This window comes from Quyinboa mangrovi (genome assembly GCF_042219825.1).
Classification (GTDB): domain Bacteria; phylum Bacteroidota; class Bacteroidia; order Bacteroidales; family UBA5342; genus JBHJHP01.
In genome coordinates, this window is sequence record NZ_JBHJHQ010000001.1 from 279,496 (window position 1) to 304,396 (window position 24,901).

Below are 24,901 nucleotides of genomic sequence, written 5' to 3' on the forward strand. Positions count from 1 at the left end.
CTTAACTCACTAATTATATTATAAGCTTAAAATTGCTGTTGTCCGGTTAAAGCTTCAGAGATTTCTCGCTTCACTCGGAATAACAGACATTTGCTGGCTTTTGGGCCGGAGGATGAGTTGGTTCGCGACAGATTCCCAAACCAACCCATCCTCCAGTCCGATATGAACCTAAAAGACTGTCATTCTGAGCGTAGTAAAATGGAGCGAAGAATCTTTTAGGAGTATCGACTTTTAGCCGGACAACAATGGTTTAAAATAAATAATTATGAGTAAAATTGAATTTTTAAAAGAGCAGTTTGTCGAATCAAGAAATTTTGTCAATAGATTAGTTTCGGAAATACCTGAAGACTTATGGTTTACCATTCCAGAGAATACAGATTCTAATTTTGCATGGCAAATCGGACATTTAATGATGGCTCAGAATTTTCATGCTTTGACAGTGATAACTGGTAGGAATGAACAGGTTTACAAAGTGATTCCGGTTCAGTTTAATAAAATTTTCAATGGAATGGGTTCTTTACACAGGTCTGTTGAGAAATATATTATAACAGCAAAGGAATTAAAAGAACAATTTAATATGGTTCATGAAATTTGTTTGGATAATTTAAGTAAACTGAGCGATGATATTCTGTTTGATGCATTAGAACCAATACCTTTTAAACATCCGGTTGCTGATACTAAATATGAAGCGTTGTCCTGGTGTTTTAAGCATGAAATGTGGCATGCAGCCGAGATGGAAGAAATAAAAAGAACATTGGGACATCCAATAAAATGGCTAAAAGGTGCAGAATGATTTTAAAAATGCTTGTTTCGATGCAATTGTTTCTTACCATGTAATTCATCTCCTGGAAGATATTGAAAAGGTATTACAAAAAATACATGACCTATTGAAACCAGGCGGTTTATTTATTTTAACCACCGTATGTTTAAAAGATAAAATAACTTTAAAAAAAAGACTTGAAATTTATGCGTTCCTGGTTATTAAAAACTTGGAATTCTTCCCATAAATCTAAACTTATTAACAAGTGCGGATTTAGAAAAAATGATGGAGAACGGAAGTTTTCAAATCGTTGAATCAGTGAATTTTTTTCATGGAGTTACCACTAACCTTATTATTGCAAGAAAATTATGAATGTATTAGTCATACTGGCCCACCCTGATCAGGGAAGCTTTAATCACGCCATTGCAGATACCTGTAAACAGAGACTTATTGAAAACGGACATCGTGTTATCTTCCATGATTTGCACAGGGAAAAATTTGATCCTGTTATTACGTCCGAAGAAATACCCAAAGAAGGTAAGTTTAGCGATCTCATAAGAAAACATTGTGATGATTTGGTAAATAGCGATGGAATCATCATAGTTCATCCTAATTGGTGGGGACAGCCGCCTGCAGTTTTAAAAGGTTGGATAGACAGGGTTATAAGGCCCGGGATAGCCTATGAGTTTAAGGATGGTGATAACGGAGAAGGAATTCCAATTGGCTTATTGAAAGCAAAAACCGGGATAGTTTTTAATACGTCAAATACCAGTGAAAAAAGGGAAAATGAAATTTTTCAGGATCCACTGGAAACAATCTGGAAAAACTGCATTTTTGATTTTTGTGGGGTAAAACAATTTGAGCGAAGGATGTTTCGCATTATCGTAACCAGCACGAAAGAACAAAGGGGTCGATGGTTAAATGAGGCAAAAGGAATAATTGATGCGTATTTCCCTGAATTTTAGGTTGCTTCACCAATTATTGTGCACATTAGCGAGAGGCAAGAGGCAAGAGATGCCCAACAGCCCATAATTTGCAAATGTGTTGTAATGTTTTCTGTTTGAAGTAAATCGCTGGCATTCAACTTTCGATCGAATCAAAATAAATAGGAGCAACTTTTCATTCTTCATTTTCAATTGTTCATTTAAAATGCTTACTTTTAGGTTGATAAAATTGAAATGACCCCGTTCCTGTCTGGATTAGCCTGATGATAACATGTCTTATTTAATAACAAATACCTACAATAAAAAGAGAAAAAAGTTGAACCACTTTTCGCTTTATTGACTTATTTGCAAGGATTAGTGGAATAAAGGTCGGTATATAATAGTTGTAGCAATTGAAGAAATCTGTCCTGACTAAAAAAATAAAAATATGGCAACATTAATAGTAGGAGCAACCGGTGCTACAGGAAAACAATTGGTTGAACAATTATTGAGTACGGGACAAAGCGTCAAGGTGATAGTGCGTCCTTCGGGAAACATAACGGATACGTGGACGAAAAACGATAAGATATCAATCATCAAAGCTAATATCTCAGAGATCAGCGTTGATGAAATGATGAATCATTTGACTGATTGCCAGTCCGTTGCTTCTTGTCTTGGCCATAATATTAATTTGAAGGGAATTTTTGGAAAGCCCAGAAAATTAGTAACTGATGCCGTTAAATTGCTTTGTATTGCAATTCAGAAGAATTCACCCGATAAACCAATCCGGTTTGTGTTAATGAACACTACTGCGAACAGAAACGGAGATTTAAATGAGCCCGTTTCAATTGGAGAAAAACTGGTAATGGGGCTCATTCGTTTTTTTGTACCACCGCAGTCAGATAATGAAACCGCAGCTGACTTTTTAAGAGTTGACATTGGGCAAAAAAATGAATTAATTGAATGGGTAGCTGTCCGACCAGATACTTTAATTGATGAAGATAATGTAAGTGAATACGGGATATACCCTTCACCGATACGGAGTGCACTTTCTAATCCGGGTAAAACCAGCAGGATTAATGTTGGGAATTTTATGTCCAGACTAATTGTAGAAACTGATTTGTGGAATAAGTGGAAAGGGCAGATGCCGGTAATATATAATAAAATGAACTAATGGCATGAAATCAACTGACGATAACATGTGGTCATATCGTATGCGGTTTTAATTATCAGCCAAACTATAGTTTTAGGCACGACAATCCTCACTTCATGTGATCTCAACAACCATAGAGACAATAAATAAGAATGTTATATTTGAAATGCAAACTCAGGAAATAACGAACTATGAAAACACTACGATTTTTATTCCTATCACTGACATTTATCCTGATGGTCATTTGTAATGTTGGTTTAAGTCATTTGATAATAAATTTCTTAGATATTTGATTTAGCAAACATTGAAAAAGATGAAAAGAGTCGTTCCTATACTATTTCTATTTATAACGCTTAGTGCGTGCACCAATAAAAATCACATTACGGGTAACTGGATTGAGAAGGATAATTTTGTTAATCCTGAAATTTGTGAAATTCGACAGGATTTTTATAGGACACTTAACGGACCAATTCTCCAGGATAGATTATATAAAATTAAGAAAGACACATTCTTGTTTGATAATTTCATGGGGCTGGATAAAATACGATTTAAAGTAGCAGAGAACGAATTATTATTTTACGATATTAACAGTGATTCTTTGTTGGGTAAGTTCGAAAGAAACATTTACAAAAACTTTATAGATTATTTTAATGTTAAAAAGCATACAGAGATAATGCTTCCAGTTCTTAAAGCCACTGACATTGAGAGGAAGGAGAACAGTAGCACTATTGTATTTGACATTGAAAACGATAATGCAGTCTATTTAAATGGCGAAAAGTTTAAATTAGATAGCTTAACCTACTTGAAACTACTGCCGGATATTGATGATTATTTATTTGGAGGAGGTCAAAATTTAGTTTTTTGTGATGGCAGGATAAGACTTAGTGTCCTAAACAACCTTAAATCCGTATTGCAGAAAGCACGTAGAAACAGAATAATATACGTAACGCAGGATAGCTCTGATCATCTTTGTGGAATACAATCAGTTCTGCCCTATACTGAAAATAATATCCCGGATTCTCTGTTGTCAAAATATCCACCTCTTCCGCCACCTTTGTTTTCAAATCCTGAAGACATTAACGAACATGCTGTTATATGTAAAATTTCAGCTACAGGTAAAGAAATTAGCGGGAAGCCGATAAAATCAGAAGAGTTAGATTCTGTTTTAAAAGAAAAGATGATGTCTACTCAGGGGGTTATAGTAGATGTTTACTTCGATGACAGGATGGATTTTGAAACTTATTTACGGGAATTGTCAAAACTGAGAGCAGTATATCAAGAAGAGAGTAAAAAGAATAGTGAGGAATTATTTCTTAAGTTTCAACAGGAGGATTCAGAGTATGAAGGACAGGAGGATATCAGGATGATATATCCGATGTTAATACATGAAATAGACAGGGAAACATATGAAACACTGATAACTCAAAGCTGGTAATAAGCGGTCATATGGTGATCAATTGTTAATACAAACCGTTCTTAATTTGCATTTTTGAATCGAATTAAAGCTTGTTTCAGTTTTGAAGGGTACGAACAACCAGAACTGCTAAAAAATAATAGCATTTACGTCAGAACTCTTCAGTTCCAGGAAATGTATAAAATTTGCATTTTCCTATGGCTATCTGAATCCCTGGTCCAAGAACAAATCGCAGATTTCGATTTTTCTGGACTTGATTCTTGTATCTTGTATCTGAAATCACCCCATTATCATCCCGATAAAGGTAGCAGAAAGTGCCGAGGCCAGTGTGCCGGCCAGCAGTGCACGAAAGCCAAATTCAGACAACCAGACTTTTTTACCGGGAGCAAGGGAACCGATGCCGCCAATCTGTATGCCTATAGAGCTGATATTCGCAAAACCGCACAGAATATAGGTTGACATGATGATGGACTTTTCGTAGGCGAACGCACCAGCAGCCTGCATTTTACCAAGACTGGCATACCCTATGAATTCGTTGATGATGACCTTTTCGCCCAGCAACTGGCCAACCAGGGTCATATCTTCTTTTGCCACGCCAATCAGCCACATAAAAGGCGACATGACGTAGCCCAGCATAAATTGCAGGGACAGGCCATCGTACTGATTATCAGTAATTCTGGCAATCACTTCATTTAATCCGGTATATCTTCCAATCAGATTGTTGGTAAAATAGTTAAACATGGCAATAAATGCAATGAACACCAACAGCATACCGCCAACATTCACTGCCAGCTTTATGCCTTCAACTGTACCGTTTGAGATGGCATCCAGAATATTTGTACCGACCTTGTCTTTTGATATCTCAATATTTTTATCAATGTCTTCGGTTTGGGGGAAAAGTATTTTCGATAACACAACAGCACCCGGAGCAGCCATTACAGAAGCCGTCAGCAGGTGTTTGGCAAACATCTGACGCAGGGCTGGATCATCGCCTCCCAGAAAACCGATATACGCTGCCATTACACCACCAGCAATGGTGGCCATACCTCCGGTCATCACCAGAAAAATCTCGGACCGGTTCATTTTCTCAAGAAAAGCCTTGATCATAAGGGGTGATTCGGTCTGGCCCAGGAAAATATTTCCGGCCACGGACAAACTCTCGGCACCCGACAGCTTTAAAAAGCGGCTCATAATCCAGGCAAGGCCATACACAATCTTTTGGATCACACCGAGATAAAACAATAAGCTGGTAAGCGCAGAAAAGAAGATGATGGTTGGCAATATCTGAAACATGAAAATATAGCCTGTTTTGCTCAGGTCTACCAGGTCGCCCATTAAAAACTCTGAGCCCTGTTTTGTAAAGTCCAGGATTAATACGAATACTTTACCGCCATATTCAAAAAAGGCCTGAACAAAAGGAACATACAAAACACCCAGTGCCAGAATAAGCTGGAATAATAATCCTTTACCAATGGTTGCCCAATGTACTTTTTTACGGTTGGTGCTGAACAACCAGGCAATGCCAATAATGGTTGTTATACCAATAATACCTCTTACCACACTTAACATGGAAATCCCCTGACTTTCTATTACCATTTTTTTGTTATTTTCCGCGTCTTTTAATTTCGTCCCTGATTTTGGATGCCAGTTCGTAATCTTCATCGCCGATGGCATTTTGCAGTTCTTTCTTTAACTCTTCAATCGTAAATTCGGTGAAATCGATACTGCCCGTATCTTCCGGTGAATTAATCAGATCGTTCAGTGTTGACTCTGTTTCTTCAGGTTTGGGAGAACTGCTGTTTTCGATATCAAGGATAATACCGGCCCTTTCAAGAATTTCTTTGGATGTGTAAATCGGAACATGAAAACGCAGGGCCAGCGCAACGGCATCGGATGTGCGGGAATCTATGCGAACCTTGTTTTTTGTGGTGTAATCAAAGCAGCTGAGTTCCGAATAGAAAATGCCGTCTTTAAGCTTATATATAAATACTTCTTCAACTTTAATATTAAATGCCGTAGCGAAGGATACAAATAAATCGTGAGTTAAGGGACGGGGTGGAGTCAGACCTTCAAGTTGAATGGCTATGGCCTGTGCTTCAACTCCCCCAATAATAATCGGTATTCTGCGTTCGCCTTCTTCTTCGGCTAAAACAAGGGCATAAGCACCCGAGTTAGAGTGGTTGTATGATAAACCGAGAACGTTTAACTTTATTTTCTCCATATATAACGGATTTGGGAAAGCGTCTCCCTTCTGTTTCTTAAGTAATTCAACAAATATAGAAAATTATTTTCACCTTTAGTTTCCCCGCTAAAAAACTGATAATGAAAAACTGTTGATAAATATTGAAGGAAAGCGCTTTAATTTTGTCAATTACCGTATTAAATTGTGACAGAAAATGTTAATTTTGAGGCTCCAAATTAATGTATTGGGTATAATAAAAATATTGGGAAAAGGTTATCATAAAATAAAAATTTACGAATGAAAAAGCACAATTTTTACGCCGGTCCGTCTATATTGTCGGAATATGCTATTAAAAACACTGCAGATGCTGTTTTGAATTTTGAAGGATCCGGATTATCAATCCTTGAAATTTCTCACCGAAGTAAAGAATTTATTGCTGTGATGTCTGAAGCACAGGCTTTGGTGAAAGAGCTTTTGGATTTACCTTATGGATACCAGGTTTTGTTTCTGGGTGGAGGAGCCAGTACACAGTTCTGCATGGTGCCTTATAACCTGCTGAAAGAAAAAGCTGCTTATCTTGATACCGGTGCCTGGGCGGCAAAAGCCATTAAAGAAGCAAAGTTCTTTGGTGAAACAGAAGTTGTTGCTTCATCAAAAGATGGAAACTACTGTTATATCCCCAAAGGGTACGAGGTTCCTAAAGATGCTGATTATTTTCACTATACTTCCAATAATACCATTTACGGTACTGAAATCAAGTCAGATCCGGATGTTGAAATTCCGTTGGTTGCAGATATGTCTTCCGATATTTTTTCCCGTCCCATTGATGTTTCAAAATATGCTGTAATTTATGGTGGCGCTCAGAAAAATCTGGGTCCGGCAGGAACTGCTTTCGTAATTGTTAATGAAAATTTACTGGGCCATGTGGATCGCGCTATTCCAACCATCCTGGATTATCGCACGCATATCTCCAAAGAGTCCATGTTTAATACTCCGCCGTGTGCGCCAATCTATACAAGTTTACAGACGCTTAAATGGTACAAACAGCTGGGTGGTATTCCTGCCATTGAAAAAATTAAAAAGCAGAAATCAGATCTTCTTTATGGCGAGATTGACAGCAATAAATTATTTGAAGGAACTGTTAAAAGTGCTGAAGATCGTTCTGATATGAACGTTACATTCGTGATGAAGGAAGAATATAAAGATCTGGAAGCTGACTTTCTGGCGTTAGCCTCTCAAAAAGGTATCGTGGGGATAAAGGGTCACCGTAGTGTTGGTGGTTTCAGGGCATCTATCTATAATGCCATGCCCATCGAAAGTGTCCAGGTACTTGTGGATGCAATGAAAGAATTTGAAAAAAAAATCTAATTAAATAAAATCTTAAGACGCAGGAAATTCCTGCGTTTTTTGTTTCTAAAAATAATCGTACAAAACTATGGCAAAAGTATTAGTAGCTACAGAAAAACCTTTCGCATCAGCCGCTATAAAACTGATTAAAGAGGTTACAGACAGTGCAGGTTATGAACTGGTATTACTTGAAAAATACACAGAAAAGCAACAGTTGCTTGATGCTGTTTCTGATGTGGATGCAGTAATTATCAGAAGTGATATTGTGGATTCAGAAGTTATTAACGCCGGAAAGAACCTGAAAATCGTTGTCAGGGCAGGAGCCGGATATGATAATGTGGATCTTGCTGCAGCTACGTCAAAAGATGTATGTGTGATGAATACTCCGGGTCAGAACTCAAACGCCGTTGCAGAGCTGGCTCTGGGCATGATGGTATTCCTGGCACGTAATCAGTACAATGGTTCTGCAGGAACTGAACTGATGGGCAAAAAGCTAGGTATTCATGCTTACGGAAACGTTGGTAAAAATGTGGCCCGGATTGCCAAAGGTTTTGGTATGGAAGTTTATGCTTACGATCCTTATTGCGAGGATAAAATCAAAGCAGACGGTATTAACCTTATTACCGACCTGAAAACATTCTATTCCACATGCGATTATGTGTCTCTCAATATTCCTGCCACAGCAGATACAAAGAAATCCATTAACTACGATTTACTCCGTTTTATGCCCAAAGGCGGTGTGTTGGTTAATACAGCCCGTAAAGAGGTGATTGATGAGGATGGCCTTCTGAAAATTATGGAAGACCGCCAGGATTTTAAATATATCTCTGATATCGCTCCGGATTGTACGTCTGTGTTTGCTGAAAAATACAGCGGACGCTATTTCTTTACCCCTAAAAAAATGGGAGCGCAGACCGCCGAAGCAAATATTAATGCAGGTGTGGCAGCTGCAAAACAAATTGTGGGCTTCCTCGATAATGGCGATGCCACTTTCAAAGTCAATAAATAATAGTATTCACAATATTAAATCTTCCGGGTTATGATCCTTTCTTTTGGGATCATAGCCTGAAAAACTTTTTATTATGGCTATAATAAAACCTTTTAAAGGCTTAAGACCTCCTAAAGAAATTGCCAAAGATTTGTCCTGCTTACCGTATGACGTAATGAACAGCGCAGAAGCTGCTGAAATGGCAAAAGGAAAACCATTTTCATTGTTGCATATTACAAAAGCAGAAATTGATTGTCCTGACGGTACTGACGTCCATTCTGAATCGGTATATACAAAAGCTGTCGATAACTTTAAGAACTTCATAGAAAAGGATTGGCTCATTCAGGATGATGAGGCAAAATATTATATCTACGCACAAACAATGAATGGCCGTACGCAGTATGGCATAGTAGGTTGTGCAGCATGTAAAGACTACGAAGACGGGATCATTAAGAAGCATGAGTTAACCCGTCCTGATAAGGAAGAAGACAGGATGGTACTTACACGCTATACGAATGCTAATATTGAACCGGTTTTCTTTTCTTATAAGGCCATTCCGGAGATTGACGACATTGTTGCAGGTGTGGTGGAAAACCAGGTGGCGGATTACGATTTTGTGGCAGAGGAAGATGGATTTGGTCATGCTTTCTGGGTTATTAATGATGCCGGAAAAAATGCCAGACTGGAAGAATTATTTGCATCCAAAGTTCCGTATACTTATGTTGCGGACGGTCATCACAGGACTGCTGCTGCTGCAAGAATAGGGGCAGAGAAAGAATCTCAAAACCCAAATCATACGGGCGACGAAGAATATAACTATTTTATGGCTGTTCACTTTCCGGACAACCAATTGAATATTATCGATTACAACCGTGTGGTGAAAGACCTGAATGGTTTGTCGAAGGAAGAATTCATTGCGAAACTTCAGGAAAATTTTGAAGTAGAGGCGAAAGGTGAAAGCATTTATAAACCTGAAAAGCTGCATAACTTTGGCATGTACCTGGATAATACCTGGTATTCATTGACTGCCAAACCTGGTACTTATGATGATAATGATCCAATCGGTGTGCTTGATGTAACGATTTCTTCGAATCTTATTTTACGCGATGTTCTTGGAATTGATGATCTGAGGACCAGCAAGCGGGTGGATTTCGTGGGTGGAATCCGTGGTCTGGGAGAACTGGAAAAACGCGTGAACTCAGGAGAGATGGAAGTGGCTTTTGCGTTGTATGCGGTTTCCATGAAACAGTTGATCGACATTGCAGATTCAGGAAATATTATGCCGCCCAAAACAACGTGGTTTGAACCTAAACTGCGTTCAGGCCTGGTAGTTCATTTACTGGAAGACTAGCTGAGTTTATTATATTGATCAGGCGTGGCATTTTTTGCTACGCCTTTTTTTACGTGCAGATAAGGCAAATATTAAGTGAAAACCTAATGTTTTATTTCTCGCAGATATTCGCTGATGAAATCGCTGATTATCGCAGATATAATTTCAAATACTATAAATTCTTAGTTCCCTGGACTTAGCCGGGAGACTACGCCCAACTTTTATTCTACAACAAATCACTTACAACTTATCACTTGCAACTTATAACTTATAACTTGTAACTTTTATACTTCCACTATCTTATCCATTGCCACATACCATAAATACCCTTTTACATCTGCGTAGCCCATACGGTTGAGCAGACTTTTATAGGAAGCTACCTGCCGGTGATATTTGGGATTATCAATTTCACCAAACTTGTAATCGATCACCTGTACCACTTTGTCTTTCAGGATTACTTTATCGGGGCGCCATTCCCGTTCACCCTGACAGATGGATATCTCGTTTAAAACGGTATTATCATTGGAAAACCAGTTTTGTACAAGCGGTTTTTTAAATTTATCCGTGATAATTTCTTTTAGTTTGTCGCTTTCATTCAGGGTTATTTTACCTTCACGTGCCTGCTTTTCAATATTTCGTTTTATATCGTCCACATTTTTACCTTGTCTGAAAGCTTCGTGCAAAAACGTTCCGATATGTGCTTTCTCCATCAGGTCTGTATCTGAAGTAGAGAATACTCGTGGTGCATTTTGCCGGATAACAGGGCTGGCCTGACTGTGCGATGCGAAGTTCATCAGGTTTATGATTTCGGTTTGATCCTGTTTTTCCGCTGTTTTTTTCTTTGGTTTGCGTTCACCAAAATCAGTGTAGCCTTCATCATGTGCCACTATATTAAGGTTATCCGGAGCATTTTGAAGGCATGTTTCCAAAAGTATAGTAACATTGTTGCTGTTAATCAGGGAACCCAAAATATATAACTCGGTTTTTGCCCGCGTAAGCGCCACATACAAAAGGTTCAGGTTATCCACATTGGTCAGAAGCTGCTCTTCCATTAACGTATCTTTAAACACAGTATCTTTCAGGGCACTGGTCAGCTGAACCGGAACAATAGGAAGTGGTAGCCCAAGCGATTCAGGAACCTTACACCAGGCCACATTGGTGTTTTTGTCAATGTCCATTTTCCAGCTGGCAAACGGAATAATCACGACAGGGAATTCCAGTCCCTTGGCCTTATGAATGGTGAGTACCTGTATCGCATTTTCTGTTTTAGGCGGCTGAACCGAACTTTTCATGCGGATCTCTTCCCAGTGATTCAGGAAACCATACACATCAGATGCATACCGCTTGATAAATTCATTCATCACATCGCGAAATGCCTCAATAAAGATGATCTGTTCCGGATCAGTTTCCAGGTTGAACCGACGAATAATGGCATCCGTTTTTTCTTTCAAAGAAAGATTATCTAATCCTGTGAGTTTTTCTGCAACTTTGGTATGAAGCACAACCTGATTCCCTTCTTCCGCATTGAACTTTTCAGTTGTTACAGCATCCGGTGCGGAAGCGAAATAGTTGATTTCTGAGATTAGCAAAAGGTTATCCGGTTCGGTTTCAAATCTGAGTATGTCAACAATAAACCGGAGCACCTCCGATGCTCCCAGAATCAGTGAATCTGATGAGATCACATCATAACATATGCCGGGTTTTGCCTGTGTACTTTGTTTATAATTCAGCAGATATTTGATCAGGTCAGCACCTTCACGGTTTTTGCGTACCAACACAGCAATATCACCCGCCTGATAACCTCTTTTTTGCGCATCTTCTATCAGTTTTATGGTATGATTAAAAACGTCATCTGTTTCAAATTCATCCTTTTTCCCAAAGTTTTTAAAATATACATAGCCATATCCGTCATTGTGCGTTATGTTTTGGTTATGCCCTTCGTATGCTTTGGTGATCATATGCTCCCAAACCTTGTTTTCGGAAGGGAATGTGCTGTTATAATTTTTCTGTAAAATTCCGGGAGCATGATCGAAAATAAAGTTATTGAACCGGACGATATTTTCTGAACTTCTCCAGTTTTTATCCAGGTATTCGTCGTTAATCTGCTCCTGGGTAAACTCCGAGTAAATGGTGTTGGCCAGCAATTGCCAGTCAGAATTTCGCCACCGGTAAATGGATTGTTTCACGTCGCCCACCAGCAGGTTTGGATGTCCGAAAGCCAGACTGTTGTTAATGAGTGGTCTGAAATTTTTCCATTGCATATTCGATGTGTCCTGAAACTCATCGATCATAAAATAACCAAACGTATTTCCGGCTTTTTCGTAAATAAACGGTGTATCGTTGTCGCCAATAATTGCATCGATCATTTCATTGGAATCGGAGAGGAGCAGCAGGTTGTGTTCCTCTGTATACGCTTTGACGGCCTGGTGCAGATCAACAAAAATTCCCAGTGTAAAAAAGTTCCGTGATACGGCTCTTAAAGACTGCAGTGTCTCATAGTTTTCATCGTGAAATGCCAGGTAATCCAGTAAAAGAGTTCTTAACCCGTTATCCCTGGCGGTAGAGACCTTATTGACGTAATCACTTGTTTTGGTGACCCAGGAATTGTCATCTTCCGCCATATCCAGAGTCCGATTTGTTATAAGCTTATCGTCAATATTACGGTTGAAGAGTTTGGCGAACAGGTTCATTCCACCGGACTTTCCATATTTAAAATCGGTAATTTCAAGACCGAAATTCTCGATCATTCCCAGACCCTTTTCACCAAACCCAACAAACTCATTTTCAAGCAACCTGATCCGTTTTTTCAGATCTTTTGATATGGAAAGCATGGTTTGCTTATCTTTCAGCGCATCAAAAAGATTTTGTTTTTCTGTTTTGAAACCTTCTTTAAACAGTTCATTCCCCAGTCGTATGATATCTCCGGTTATATCGTATTTTTCACCTTCTTCCACACGGCTCTCTGCATAGGTGGTCAGCCAGTTCAGAAGTTCGGACTGTTCCGATTCTTCCAGGTTCATAAAGAGTTGTTCCACGGCTTCGGTCAGAATAGCCTTGTTGTCCAGCTGCAGGTTATAGTTATTAAAAATTCCCAGTTCCTTTGAGAAAGATTTAATAACGTACTGAAAAAACTTATCGATGGTGGAAATGAAAAAGTGCGAATAATTATTCAGGATCAGGCTCAGAATATTTCCGGCGGTTTTCATTATTTCGGCATCACTCATAAAAGGGAAGGCCTCTTTGAGTGCCTGCCGGTGTTCGCTTTTCCGGTTTTCTGAATCTGGTTTTGATAGCAGGAACAGTTCATTCACCACCTTGCTTTTCATTTCTGCTGTGGCCTTATTGGTAAAGGTTACCGCCAGAATGTGCCTGAAGTTATACCGGTTTTTGAACAACAATAAGATGTATTCGCGAACCAAGCGGTATGTTTTACCGGAACCCGCAGAAGCTTTATAGATGGTGAGATTTTCCAATAATTTGTTTTTTATAAAAATACTTTTTTTTAGATATAAGACCTAAGATTTAAGACACAAGATGAAATTACGAATTATTGATCGTTTGCGTAAAATTTCAGATCGCACTGGAAAGTGGAATTACGAGATGTCTCCCTTTTTTAAAAGGGAGTGTCCCGAAGCCAGCGGAGGGACGAGGAATTTTAATTTAACGGCATAACAATATTGCATATAACATCTGAATTACATAATTTTAGACAGTGTGAATAAAATTAAATTACCTGAAAATGTTGGAAAAAGTTACCAGGTTCGATATACATAAAGAAGGCGATTTTAGTCTGTTTAAAAGGAATATTGAATCTTTTGCCAAAGAGCAACCAAATTACAGGGTTGTACTGACTGAAGATAGCATATACCTTAAAAAAAACTGGATCAGTTTAATGGATGCATTCACTTATCGCAGGTATTTATCAATTTTTCTGACGAATTTTGAGGGTGATATTACGTGTCAAAATAAGATAATAACGATAAAAGGAAAAGTCCAGCTTTCGCCATGGTATCGTGTGATTATGACTTTCATGCCAATATTGTTTGTTCTGATGTTATTTTTAATCCTGATATCAAGGACTGATACATTCGTTTTTTTAGGTATTGTACCGGTTGTAATAATATTCAACCTGAATATTCAAATTGTTTTGGACAGATTTGTATATAAAAGAATAATTAATCAGGCTTTTAAAAATTATTTTGTCGACACCAATATGTGATATTAAACCTTGCAGCTTTCAATTTTTTTGGAATATAATTTAAACATCAATATGTTGGAACTTTATTTTACGGTATCCCCACTATAACCCAGATCTCGTGGCTTAATGTTCTTAATTTTGATGGCTGTCCGCTGTCATAAGCCAATTTATCAGCCTGTTCCCATGTTAATGTGCCTGATTTAGCAAGTTCCGGATAATTGACCGGTACTGCGATAAATTCAATGGGTTGCTCTTTGTAAAGATTAAAAACGGTTGTTATGGAAGTTTCTCCTTCACTTCCTGTTGACCCGGTTTCCTGAAACCGTTCTCCTCCGGCCTTAATCAAAGACATATTCACAGGTTCTCCAGCATAAGGCTCATCCATTTTATACACGTTATCTTCTTTTTGAACCAATGTTACCGTTCCTGTTACAGTAACCTGGATATAGTTGAATGATTCTTCTGCTTCCTTGCAACTGATAAACAGGACAGAGGTAAATATTAACAAAAGTATTTTTTGCATGATGTGAGATATTGAGGTTGACAATCAGAAAGTTACGAAATATTAGCTAATATGTCAAAGATTGTTGTCATCCCGCCATATTTTGGGTCATCTGTTATGTAATGTTAATGTCATTAAAACTTCATTTATTTACAATCATGTTTTGGAGATTGGGTTATAAATTTGATGGTGTAAAAGAAAGACCTATTTAAAACAAGTGATCATGAGACCAGAAAACATCAACGACAAAATCAACATGTTACTCGATTACAAGAACCTGCTGACCTTTTACCAGTTGGAAGATGAAATCAAGGATCCGGATGAAAAACGGTTTGTACTGGATCAGCTGGACAGCGATATCGATTTTTACCTTCAGCTGACATTGAACGAAGGCACAAAACTACCGTTACTCAATTAATTACGAATTACGAATGTGGAATTACCTGTTCCAGGAGACCAGGTACGATTTCCGAATAACGATTTGAAGTTCTCTGCGGGAATCAGCGCTATCATCCGCGTAAATCAGCCAGAAATTTAATATTAGTTTTCCCATCTTACTGGATCATCAGATACGGCCGACAAGAGCAGCTTCAGGAAATTCTATTATTCAGCGCGGCCATGATTTACATTTCACATACATTTTTCTACCATACTGACACTCCTTCGGAGTTATCCCGATAACTATCGGGACTGCGTGAATCTGCGGCTTAATCTGCTCTAATCAGCGAGAAAATTTTAGACTACATTTTCCATCATCAGATAGGCCGACAAGAGCTGTTTCGGAAATGTTATTATTATGCGCGGCCTGTTTATAATTCTTCTTCAATCTTCTACCATACTGACGCTCCTACGGAGCTGTAAATGCTTCAATCAGAGAGAATCTTTTTAAATCGTAAGCCGTGAATCGTTACTTCGATACATTCCGGTTTGATACCGGAACACTCAGTAACCGGGAACCTGTAATCTTTATATTAAACAAGCCTCGTAGAGGCGAAAGTATGGTAGAATACAATTGATATATTTGAATCAGAGGGCCGTAGGTCCCGACAGGAGCATTTATATTTATCATCACTATTTTCGAAGTGCAACAGCCGACAAGAACTAAGTATGGAAATTCTTTTGTATTGCGCGGCCAGATAGACATCATTTATGACAGTGTTCTACCATTCTGTCGCTCCTACGGAGCTGTTTATCTGCGTGAATCCGCGCCATCTGCGGGAACAAAATTCAACAACCCAAAATTATTCATTGTACACTATTAATTATTCATTGATTGTATAATTGGCGAAAGAACTTTCAAAGCCGTATCAACGCTTTTTACTTCAGGGAATACCAATGAAAGACGCTCATTCTTTTCCTTCATTTTACAGGATTTTGGATGGGCCTGCAGATATTTCAGTAAACCGGTGAATGCATCACTTTTGTAGTACGGATCTTCCTGATCAGGAATAAAATAGGCCAGCATCTTGCCGGTTCGTAACACCAGTTTTTCTATGCCCAGCTTCTGAGCCATCCAGCGCAAACGTACTACATTGATGAGTTGTAATACTTCCTCAGGGAATTTTCCAAAGCGGTCTTCCACTTCCTTTTCAAATTTACCCAGTTCCTCTTCGGTATTGATGTTATCCAGCCGGCGGTACAGGCTGATACGTTCCGCGGTATTGTCGATGTATTCTGTTGGGAACTGTAAGGCCATGTCCGTTTCCACCTGGCAATCTGTAAAGAATCCACTTGTAAACTGCTCTGTCTGCCGGTTGGCAAACAGGTCGCTGAATTCTTCCGTTGCCAGTTCCCTGATGGCCTCATTCAGAATTTTATGGTAGGTCTCCAGACCAATATTTTCAATAAATCCACTTTGTTCTGCACCCAACAGGTTTCCTGCACCGCGAATATCCAGATCCTGTAAAGCAATTTGAAACCCACTTCCCAGCTCAGAAAAGTTTTCTATGGCTTCCAGTCTGCGTCTTGCTTCCTGTGGCAGAGTTGTTACCGGTGGAGCCAGAATATAGGCAAAAGCTTTTTTATTGGCACGTCCCACGCGTCCCCGCAACTGATGCAGATCACTGAGACCGTAGTTCTGAGCATCGTTGATGATGATGGTATTGGCATTCGGAATATCCAGCCCGGATTCAATGATGGTGGTAGCAATAAGTACATCATATTCACCGGCAATAAAATCAAGCATCACCCTTTCCAGTTGTTTTCCATCCATCTGTCCGTGACCGATAATGGTCCGTGCATCGGGTACAGCTCTCCGGATCATCATTTCAACTTCCTTGATGTTCTGAATGCGGTTATGAATAAAGAATACCTGGCCATCGCGATCCAGTTCATAAGTGATTGCTTCGCGAATAATATCTTCGTTAAAAGTGTGAACTTCCGTTAGGATAGGAAAGCGGTTGGGGGGTGGCGTATTGATAATGGACAAATCCCGGGCGCCCATTAATGAAAACTGTAGCGTACGCGGGATTGGGGTGGCTGTAAGCGTAAGTGTATCCACGTTCACACGCATCTGTTTCAGCTTTTCTTTTATGGAGACCCCGAATTTTTGCTCCTCGTCAATAATCAGCAGCCCCAGATCTTTAAACTGCACATCTTTACTGGTCAACCTGTGTGTGCCAATCAGAATATCTACTTTCCCTTCGCTGGTATCTTTCAGTATTTTTTTGATCTCTGCCGTTGTCCTGAACCTGGAAATATATTCTACCCGGACCGGAAATTCCTTCAGTCGCTCTTTGAAGGTATTGTAATGCTGAAAAGCAAGTATGGTTGTCGGTACTAAAACGGCTACCTGTTTACTGTCTGTCGCAGCCTTAAATGCAGCACGTATGGCAACTTCAGTCTTCCCAAATCCCACATCACCGCAAACAAGCCGGTCCATTGGAATGGCCTGTTCCATATCGCTTTTTATGGCCTGTGTTGATTTTAACTGATCCGGTGTGTCTTCGTAGATGAATGATGCTTCCAGCTCGTTTTGCATGAACGAATCGGGACTAAAAGCAAAACCACTTTCCTCGCGCCGTTTGGCGTACAATTTAATCAGGTCACGGGCAATGTCTTTTACTCTCGACTTGGTTTTTTGTTTCAGTCGCTGCCATGCACCGGTTCCCAGTTTATTAACGGATGGTTGTGTGGCATCTTTACTTTTGTACTTCGAAATACGGTGCAGGGAATGAATGCTTACAAAAAGAACATCACTGTCGCGATAGCTGATCTTAATGACCTCCTGCATCTTCCCGTTGATTTCCGTTCGGGTCAGACCATCAAAACGGCCGATACCATGATCGGTATGCACAACATAATCACCGGGATTCAGCTGGTTAATTTCCTTCAGTGTCAGACTGGCTTTATTGGTGCGTAGCCTGTCCGATTTGAGCTTGAATTTGTGGTAGCGGTCAAAGATCTGGTGATCCGTATAAAAGCAAAGTTTATGATCATTGTCTATAAATCCCTGGTGAACCGTCGGCTTTATGGCTTCAAACTCAATATTTTTTTCCTGATCCTCAAAAATAGCCCGCAGGCGTTCGATCTGCTTGTCACTGTTGCTCAGAATAAAGATTTTATAACCGTCATTCTTCTTTTGTTTCAGATCATCAAACAGCAGATCAAAGTTTTTGTGAAAAAAGGGCTGAGGTGTAAAATTGCCCTCTACCTGAATATTATCCTTTCCATAAGGCGTGTTGCCTAAAATAAACAGATCGAAACCACCAAGAGATGTTTTAAAGCTTCCGGTATCTATCACATTTTCCATAGCGCCTTCGGCTGCATCCCTGGCTTCTTTCACAGAAGTCCTTATTTCTTCGAGCCTCTGACAGAATACATCAACCTGATTAAACCAAAGCGTGGTTTTTTGTTTGATAAAATCAAGCAGCGTTATTTTCTTTTGTTGGGACAATCCGCTGCGAATATCCGGTACTATGGTCAGTTCTTCGCATACGGCTATGGAAAGTTGTGTCTCAGTATCAAAGGTTCGGATACTGTCTACCTCGTTTCCCCAGAAGTCAATACGATACGGGTTTTCATGTGCAAACGAAAAAATATCGATAATCCCACCCCGTACGGCATATTGTCCGGGTTCATATACAAAGTCAACCCGTTCAAATTGCAGTTCGTCAAGTAACTGCTGGATGAAGGTCTTATCAACCTGTTCGCCTTTATGCAGTTCCAGAGTTTTTTCTTCCAGCTCATCCGGCCGGATTACAGTTTCAATAACCGCCTCGGGATAGGTTACCACGAGTGCCTGACGACGGGAGTGAAGCGCTTTCAGTGCTTCGGTTCTCAGAATAATATCAGCAGCTTCGGTCTGACCGTAACGAATGGATCGTTTGTAAGATGATGGGAAAAAGAATACGGATTTATCAGTAAGTAATGCTGTAAGATCATTATAAAAATAGGCTGCCTCTTCCTTGTCTTCGATAAAAATAACGTGCTGACCTTTGTGTTCAGAAAACATTCTGGCCACCATTAAAGCCTGAGCTGAGCCCGAAAGCCCTTTTAAAAGGTGTGTCTGTCCGCTCCCGGATTCAAAATGGAAGGGGAGTGAATCGTAAAACCCGATGATCTCTTTCAGTTCCAATACTGCTACTTCTCTTTGATATCCTTTATCATCAGCTGGATATAGCGATTCCCGTTAAAGGAATTTTCTTCTATGGTATAACAAATATCCACGGGACGCGATTTTTTGAGATGATCGTTGAACTGGCTCATTGAAAATCCAATGCCGCCCAAAACAATGCCATCTTCCGGATCGGCAAGTTCAACCTTCAGATGATCAGCATCTTTACCAACCAACCGCGTGCCACCTGAATCCCGCACATTCTCTGTAATAAACACGGGTTTCATATTTTCCGGTCCAAAAGGTGCAAACTGCGACAAAATCCTGAAAAACTTTGGTGTAATGCTCGAAAAGTTCAGGCGCGCATCAATATCTATCTGAGGAATGGTTTGAACCGGTTGAATTTTCGAAGCTACAAATTCCTCAAAACGTCTTTTAAATTCTTCAAGGTTCTCTTCCTTCATGGTCAGACCGGCGGCAAATTTATGACCACCAAAATTCTCCAGAAGGTCCTTGCAATGTTCAATGGCGTTATAGATATTGAATCCTGCTACAGATCGTGCAGAACCAGTTATTTTATTGTTCGATTTAGTCAGAATAATGGTAGGTCTGTAGTATTTTTCTATCAGCCTTGAGGCCACAATTCCGATAATGCCTTTGTGCCATTCGGGATTATAGAGGACTGTGGATTTTTTTTCCTGCAAATTATCATTATCCTCAATGTGTTGGAGTGCTTCTTCTGTAATGCCTTTATCCAGATCTTTCCGTTCCTGATTGTATTCATTCAGTTCCAGACATTTGGCGCGAGCCTCTTCCAGATCGGTTGCAACCATCAGTTCCACAGCTTCTTTACCGCTGTACATCCTGCCGGAAGCATTGATCCGGGGACCAATTTTAAACACGATATCGCTGATGGTAATCTCTTTACGGTCAAGACCCGAAATGTCAATAATGGTTTTCAGCCCAATGCGTGGATTGCTGTTGAGTTTTCTCAGACCCCAATACGCGAGTATCCTGTTTTCGCCGGTTATTGGTACAATATCCGAAGCAATACTTACGACCACAAGATCGAGGTAACGCCTTACTTCCTTGCAATTGATATGGTTATCAAGTGCAAAAGCCTGAATCAGCTTATAACCCACGCCACAGCCGGAAAGGTGTTTGAAAGGGTAGGTGCTGTCGGGCCTTTTGGGGTCGAGTACAGCCACAGCATCCGGTAAAATTTCGTCGGGTGTATGGTGATCACAAATGATAAAATCGATACCCTTTTCTTTGGCATAAGCAACCTTATCAATGGCTTTAATGCCACAGTCAAGCGCAACTATCAGCGTTGCACCGGTTTCTTTTGCGTAATCAATGCCTTCGTAGGAAATACCGTAACCTTCGGTGTAGCGGTCAGGAATGTAGTAATCGAGTGCGGACGTGTAATGCCTTAAAAATGAATAAATCAACGCCACAGATGAAGTTCCGTCAACATCATAATCTCCGTAAACCAGAATTCTTTCCTTGTGCCCCAGAGCCGTATTTAAACGGTCTACTGCTGCTCTCATGTCATTCATCAGAAAAGGGTCGTGAAGATTTTCAAGCTGCGGCCTGAAAAAATCCTTTGCCTCTTCAAATGATCTGATTCCACGTTGTACCAGTAATTGTGCTAATACATGATTGATGTTTAATTGTTTGGATAAATCGTTAATAAATTTTAGTTCTTCATCTGATGGAGTTCGCAAATTCCATCGTTTTTCCATTATATTCTTCTTTTTTTTAGCTTGTCCGGTGGTTGATTCCGTTCATCAACCCTGCAATCTGCAATTATCGCTTCCCTGCTTTGCCATCTAATTATCACATGTTAAGCATTTTGTTAAGTTTTATATCTAAAATGCCATATGCAGATTACAATTTGTAAAGATAAAATATAATTAGGTATGGTGACAATAAAAATATCTTTTTTAAAAATAATTCAGTTTTAGTAAGAATGGTGGCTGGTGAGTACCAGGTACCAAGTTAAAGGTAAAAAGTAAAAAAGATATTTTCGTTAAACCTGATTCGTAAGTTATGGTCCTTTATGCCTCAAACGGATATTTCAGTCCCCATTCTCTTCGGAAGCTGTCCATAAGTTCGGCTAGTTTTAAGGAATGCTCATGGGTTATAACGTTACTTTCTATCTTTCCTTTTTTAATACAATCCATCACATGTTCGGCTTCAAACGTAAAACCATTGCCTTGACGTTTGTATTTATAGGTTTTCTTTTTGCCGTTTTTAATGCAATAAAATTTATCAGGATTCCAGAATAAAGGAACCTGAATTTTTCCAGCTGTTCCGTAAACGGCGGCATTACGTTCGGCCTCAACCATAACACTGGAGGCCAGTGTAGCAACAGTTCCTTTTTTAAACCGTAACAGGTATGATGAAGATTCATCCACACCGGTTTTTCCAAGATATGCCACAGAAGAACTGCTGACCGGTAATTCATTCATCATCAGGATTGCAAAATAGAGCACATAAATTCCGATATCCAGCATGGCTCCCCCGGCCAGATCAGGATTCAGTAAGCGGTGTTTGGGATCGTCGGTTTTATAAAAGAAGAAATTGGCATCAATCTGGCGAACTTCACCAATCTTACCTTTTTGAATAAGCGTCTGAGCCTTTTGAATAGCCGGGAAAAATGCCATCCACATGGCTTCCATTAAAAACAATTGCTTTTCTCCGGCTTTGTTAATCATGGCTGCTGCTTCCCTGGCATTCACAGCCATTGCTTTTTCACACAACACGTTTTTACCGCTCTCCAGACATAGCATGGTATCGACATAGTGTGCATTGTGTGGCGAAGCAACATATACCACATCCACATCGGTAAATGCTGCAAATTCATCCCGGTTGAAAAAAATATTCGGGATACTGTATTTTTTTGCAAACTTTTCGGCATTCTCCTGAGTGCGTGACAAAACTGCTGTTATTTCCACATTTTTCAGAAGCTGAAGGTCGTGAGCCATTTCGTTGGCAATACGCCCTGTCCCGATAATTGCCCATTTAAATGTTTTTGCCATCGTATGAAATTATAATTTTATCGAGCATTAAATTTAGCTAACATATCTGATTAATGGAGCTTATTTTCCTGATTAATTTGAACTCGTTATCCGAATGTAAACTATCATAATTAGTCCTTTATGCATCTGACACTAAATCCATCTGATTTATGGTATGAATCAAAATAGTATCCCATATTATAACTCAGGTTAAAACAATATGCCATTGTAAACATACCATAAACATTTGCTTTTTCAGTTGATAACCACCAGTACCCATTTGTTTCAATATGCGGAAACTGTCCTATCGTAGCCTGACACATTCCTCCGGGTAGAGCAGAGAAACCGGAACTATTATTGTTTTGCAAGTCGTTACCCGCCGCGCCTGTATTGGGTGAGTAGGTCCAGTTTGAAGTAGCTGCCAGCGAAGATGTAACGGTACAATTGTTAAATAATTCAGGATTGTCTTTGATATAATCAGTTAAAGCTTCCCATTCGTCAAAAGATGGCAGATGCCAGCCATTCGGAGAGGCTGTAGTTGCAGCTACCCAATTGTACAGGACGCCATAGGTGGCATAATTATAGGTGGATTTAGCTTCATTAATGTTGTTTCCATTATATCCGGATACAAAGTAAAAGGGTACATCTGTTGATACGCTGTCTGCAGGATTAACAAATGGCATATATGCAAGATTTTCTGCCATCCATGTTTGGTCTCCGATTTTTATGGTCTTATATGTGGTTCCGTCTCTGCTATCTGTAAAACTGCCGTATTCAATTTTATTGGTATCCTGATCTGTTGTGATAAACTGCACTTCACCTTTGGATGTTCCTAAATTGTTCGTTGCAAATGCCCGATAAAAGTATCTGGAATCCGGTTCCAGATTTTCGAGTTTTATTTCAAACGTATCCGATGGAGTTGTGCATAAGGAAACGCTATCGTCAGAATCCGGAACCTGGTTCACTTTGCTCCAGTAAAAACCGCATTCGGTTACTGCATTTCCTCCATCATTTTTTATGACGCCGTTCATTGTTGCCTCTGTTGAACTGATGTCAGAGGCAGCCATAGTTACTATTTCCGGAGCATAGTCTTTGATATACCTGACTGAAAGACTCATGTCTGCCTTTGTCATATAACCCATCCCAATTGACGTATTCCATCTAAAAAGCCTCCAGACCTGTGAATAACTTGTATCAGCCTCATAGGTTGTTGAAGTCCAGTAATTTCCTGTCAGGCCTAATCCGTCATAGCCACTTGCATTTCTATAGCCACCAGGCAAAAGAGACATTCCGCTGGTGTTTGTCCCATTACCAGTCTGGCCTTCATCGGTATCTTCCCAATGGGAAACAGATTTTAATCCGCTAATTGTTGTATCATTGGTTTGGTAACTTCCCGAATTTAAATATCCGTAAAGTTGAACCCATTCATCAAAGGAGGGCAGATGCCATCCTTCAGGTGCATTTTGCTTTGCTGCTTTCCAATCATATAATCGTCCATAAAGCTCAGCATTATTTTCATCATCCTCATAGCTCCAGCTACCAAGTTGTAATTTACTTTTAAAATTTTCAGCCATCCATACCTGGTTCCCAAGTTCAATTGTAGGATAACTTTTTCCCATAGCGTCAATGCATTCTGTAAATTCAATATTGACCTCAAAATCTTTATCCAATACCGTATCACACGTAAAATTCAAAGGTATGACGTTGCTAAAAGGAATGGTTGTTATTTCATTAGTCCACATCGCTGTAGCAATAATATTATCATTAAAAATATAAGGAAGGTATACCAGACCCGATTCTTTAATACTTTTCTTATGAATAAATTCAGCATTAAAACCACCCGACTTAATACTTATTTCAGGAGTGGCATGGCCATTTCCACTATAACTTATAATTTTACCGGAACTGTAGTATGTTCTGGAATTAATACTTAAGAAATATATTCCTTTGTCTAAATTTTCAATTCGTAAACGTTGATCTCCTTTTGACAGTGAACAATTGTTTTGAACAATTAGTTTTCCCGAACTATCAAACAGACGGATTTTTACGGATTCTGTGGAAGTAAGAGTAAATTCGATATTACACTTATCTGAAACAGGATTAGGATATATTGCGATATTATTATCTGACTTTATGGGAATCTGCAGTGGGGTATAGCTCCTTATTAATAAAAGTGTATCGGTTCCGCCCATTTTTACGGAAGTTCCCTGGGTAATGTTTTCTACACGTATAGAATCAATTGAATTGTAATCGCCCACAGCGCTGAAAATTACTCTGTGATCCTGGGCAATAGAAACGGTTACACTAAGAATAAAAATAATAGAGAGTAAATAAGTTTTCATAAAGCGGTTTTTATTTGATTTGTTGTGCATATTCACATCTTATTGCTTATACTTCACATAAAATGCATATACACTACAAGCTATTTTGTGTATTTAAAATCAAGTAGTTACAAGGTGGTGGACATATAAATGTACAAAAAAATATGACAAACAATTGTTAAATATGTCATTTTTATCCGGGTTG

General features: G+C 39.3%; 18 protein-coding genes. 10 read left to right on the plus strand and 8 right to left on the minus strand.

Features of this window, described 5'->3' with window-relative positions; translation table 11 throughout:
* Positions 1-265 precede the first annotated feature (265 nt).
* The 5 genes from ACE1ET_RS01175 to ACE1ET_RS01195 all read left to right on the plus strand — a co-directional run bounded on the left by ACE1ET_RS01175 (position 266) and on the right by ACE1ET_RS01195 (position 4,271).
* On the plus strand, positions 266-793 hold the full coding sequence (locus ACE1ET_RS01175) for a DinB family protein (RefSeq protein ID WP_375726524.1): 528 nt from the start codon (positions 266-268) through the stop codon (positions 791-793).
* A complete protein-coding gene (locus tag ACE1ET_RS01180) occupies positions 783-1,007 on the plus strand; it encodes a class I SAM-dependent methyltransferase (RefSeq protein ID WP_375726525.1) in 225 nt (74 codons plus the stop codon). The genes ACE1ET_RS01175 and ACE1ET_RS01180 overlap by 11 nt, the downstream gene beginning before the upstream one ends.
* 121 nt (positions 1,008-1,128) lie before the next feature.
* Complete coding sequence (locus ACE1ET_RS01185) at positions 1,129-1,725, plus strand: NAD(P)H-dependent oxidoreductase (RefSeq protein WP_375726526.1); 597 nt, start codon at positions 1,129-1,131, stop codon at positions 1,723-1,725.
* A gap of 406 nt (positions 1,726-2,131) precedes the next feature.
* Entirely contained in the window at positions 2,132-2,857 is a 726-nt protein-coding gene (locus ACE1ET_RS01190; RefSeq protein WP_375726527.1) for an NAD(P)H-binding protein, read from the plus strand.
* A gap of 292 nt (positions 2,858-3,149) precedes the next feature.
* The gene (locus ACE1ET_RS01195; protein ID WP_375726528.1) at positions 3,150-4,271 is read left to right on the plus strand and encodes a hypothetical protein; all 1,122 of its coding nucleotides are present in this window, start codon (positions 3,150-3,152) and stop codon (positions 4,269-4,271) included.
* 258 nt (positions 4,272-4,529) lie between these two features.
* On the opposite strand, the gene ACE1ET_RS01200 is transcribed toward ACE1ET_RS01195, so the two are convergent.
* Together ACE1ET_RS01200 and ACE1ET_RS01205 are read right to left on the minus strand one after the other, a co-directional pair.
* The gene (locus ACE1ET_RS01200; protein WP_375726529.1) at positions 4,530-5,846 is read right to left on the minus strand and encodes a NupC/NupG family nucleoside CNT transporter; all 1,317 of its coding nucleotides are present in this window, start codon (positions 5,844-5,846) and stop codon (positions 4,530-4,532) included.
* Between the two features lie 7 nt (positions 5,847-5,853).
* Entirely contained in the window at positions 5,854-6,471 is a 618-nt protein-coding gene (locus ACE1ET_RS01205; protein ID WP_375726530.1) for a bifunctional nuclease domain-containing protein, read from the minus strand.
* Between the two features lie 258 nt (positions 6,472-6,729).
* Here ACE1ET_RS01205 and serC point away from each other — a divergent pair, with 258 nt between their 5' ends.
* From serC to ACE1ET_RS01220, 3 genes are all read left to right on the plus strand, one after another.
* Positions 6,730-7,800: a 3-phosphoserine/phosphohydroxythreonine transaminase gene (serC, locus tag ACE1ET_RS01210; protein WP_375726531.1), complete on the plus strand. Its 1,071-nt coding sequence runs from the start codon at positions 6,730-6,732 to the stop codon at positions 7,798-7,800.
* Positions 7,801-7,867: 67 nt separating this feature from the next.
* Entirely contained in the window at positions 7,868-8,788 is a 921-nt protein-coding gene (locus ACE1ET_RS01215) for a 3-phosphoglycerate dehydrogenase (RefSeq protein WP_375726532.1), read from the plus strand.
* 73 nt (positions 8,789-8,861) lie between these two features.
* Positions 8,862-10,118, plus strand: a complete 1,257-nt coding sequence (locus ACE1ET_RS01220) for a DUF1015 domain-containing protein (protein WP_375726533.1) — start codon at positions 8,862-8,864, stop codon at positions 10,116-10,118.
* 263 nt (positions 10,119-10,381) lie between these two features.
* On the opposite strand, the gene ACE1ET_RS01225 is transcribed toward ACE1ET_RS01220, so the two are convergent.
* Positions 10,382-13,570: a UvrD-helicase domain-containing protein gene (locus tag ACE1ET_RS01225; RefSeq protein ID WP_375726534.1), complete on the minus strand. Its 3,189-nt coding sequence runs from the start codon at positions 13,568-13,570 to the stop codon at positions 10,382-10,384.
* A 266-nt stretch (positions 13,571-13,836) separates the two neighbouring features.
* On the opposite strand from ACE1ET_RS01225, the gene ACE1ET_RS01230 reads away from it, so the two are divergent.
* The gene (locus ACE1ET_RS01230; protein WP_375726535.1) at positions 13,837-14,316 is read left to right on the plus strand and encodes a hypothetical protein; all 480 of its coding nucleotides are present in this window, start codon (positions 13,837-13,839) and stop codon (positions 14,314-14,316) included.
* A gap of 67 nt (positions 14,317-14,383) precedes the next feature.
* Here the strand turns inward: ACE1ET_RS01230 and ACE1ET_RS01235 are convergent, their stop codons facing one another.
* Positions 14,384-14,818, minus strand: a complete 435-nt coding sequence (locus ACE1ET_RS01235) for a hypothetical protein (RefSeq protein WP_375726536.1) — start codon at positions 14,816-14,818, stop codon at positions 14,384-14,386.
* Between the two features lie 202 nt (positions 14,819-15,020).
* Here ACE1ET_RS01235 and ACE1ET_RS01240 point away from each other — a divergent pair, with 202 nt between their 5' ends.
* Positions 15,021-15,215, plus strand: coding sequence for a hypothetical protein (locus tag ACE1ET_RS01240; RefSeq protein WP_375726537.1), 195 nt, complete (start codon positions 15,021-15,023; stop codon positions 15,213-15,215).
* 840 nt (positions 15,216-16,055) lie between these two features.
* Here ACE1ET_RS01240 and mfd read toward each other — a convergent pair.
* The 4 genes from mfd to ACE1ET_RS01260 form a co-directional block, all read right to left on the minus strand.
* Positions 16,056-19,373, minus strand: coding sequence for a transcription-repair coupling factor (gene mfd / locus ACE1ET_RS01245; protein ID WP_375726538.1), 3,318 nt, complete (start codon positions 19,371-19,373; stop codon positions 16,056-16,058).
* Positions 19,374-19,378: 5 nt separating this feature from the next.
* Positions 19,379-21,097, minus strand: a complete 1,719-nt coding sequence (gene recJ / locus ACE1ET_RS01250; RefSeq protein ID WP_375726539.1) for a single-stranded-DNA-specific exonuclease RecJ — start codon at positions 21,095-21,097, stop codon at positions 19,379-19,381.
* Between the two features lie 315 nt (positions 21,098-21,412).
* Positions 21,413-22,396, minus strand: a complete 984-nt coding sequence (locus ACE1ET_RS01255; protein WP_375726540.1) for a Gfo/Idh/MocA family protein — start codon at positions 22,394-22,396, stop codon at positions 21,413-21,415.
* A gap of 110 nt (positions 22,397-22,506) precedes the next feature.
* Positions 22,507-24,717 carry an FISUMP domain-containing protein gene (locus tag ACE1ET_RS01260; protein ID WP_375726541.1) on the minus strand — a complete coding sequence of 737 codons (2,211 nt, stop codon included), beginning with the start codon at positions 24,715-24,717 and terminating at the stop codon, positions 22,507-22,509.
* Between the last annotated feature and the right edge of the window lie 184 nt (positions 24,718-24,901).

Excerpts from the sequence above, each read along its gene's own strand:
- ACE1ET_RS01175 (WP_375726524.1), top strand. The coding sequence starts at position 266 with ATGAGTAAAATTGAATTTTTAAAAGAGCAGTTTGTCGAATCAAGAAAT.
- ACE1ET_RS01185 (WP_375726526.1), top strand. The coding sequence starts at position 1,129 with ATGAATGTATTAGTCATACTGGCCCACCCTGATCAGGGAAGCTTTAAT.
- ACE1ET_RS01190 (WP_375726527.1), top strand. The coding sequence starts at position 2,132 with ATGGCAACATTAATAGTAGGAGCAACCGGTGCTACAGGAAAACAATTG.
- ACE1ET_RS01195 (WP_375726528.1), top strand. The coding sequence starts at position 3,150 with ATGAAAAGAGTCGTTCCTATACTATTTCTATTTATAACGCTTAGTGCG.
- ACE1ET_RS01200 (WP_375726529.1), bottom strand. The coding sequence starts at position 5,846 with ATGGTAATAGAAAGTCAGGGGATTTCCATGTTAAGTGTGGTAAGAGGT.
- ACE1ET_RS01205 (WP_375726530.1), bottom strand. The coding sequence starts at position 6,471 with ATGGAGAAAATAAAGTTAAACGTTCTCGGTTTATCATACAACCACTCT.
- serC (WP_375726531.1), top strand. The coding sequence starts at position 6,730 with ATGAAAAAGCACAATTTTTACGCCGGTCCGTCTATATTGTCGGAATAT.
- ACE1ET_RS01215 (WP_375726532.1), top strand. The coding sequence starts at position 7,868 with ATGGCAAAAGTATTAGTAGCTACAGAAAAACCTTTCGCATCAGCCGCT.
- ACE1ET_RS01220 (WP_375726533.1), top strand. The coding sequence starts at position 8,862 with ATGGCTATAATAAAACCTTTTAAAGGCTTAAGACCTCCTAAAGAAATT.
- ACE1ET_RS01230 (WP_375726535.1), top strand. The coding sequence starts at position 13,837 with ATGTTGGAAAAAGTTACCAGGTTCGATATACATAAAGAAGGCGATTTT.
- ACE1ET_RS01235 (WP_375726536.1), bottom strand. The coding sequence starts at position 14,818 with ATGCAAAAAATACTTTTGTTAATATTTACCTCTGTCCTGTTTATCAGT.
- ACE1ET_RS01240 (WP_375726537.1), top strand. The coding sequence starts at position 15,021 with ATGAGACCAGAAAACATCAACGACAAAATCAACATGTTACTCGATTAC.
- recJ (WP_375726539.1), bottom strand. The coding sequence starts at position 21,097 with ATGGAAAAACGATGGAATTTGCGAACTCCATCAGATGAAGAACTAAAA.
- ACE1ET_RS01255 (WP_375726540.1), bottom strand. The coding sequence starts at position 22,396 with ATGGCAAAAACATTTAAATGGGCAATTATCGGGACAGGGCGTATTGCC.
- ACE1ET_RS01260 (WP_375726541.1), bottom strand. The coding sequence starts at position 24,717 with ATGAAAACTTATTTACTCTCTATTATTTTTATTCTTAGTGTAACCGTT.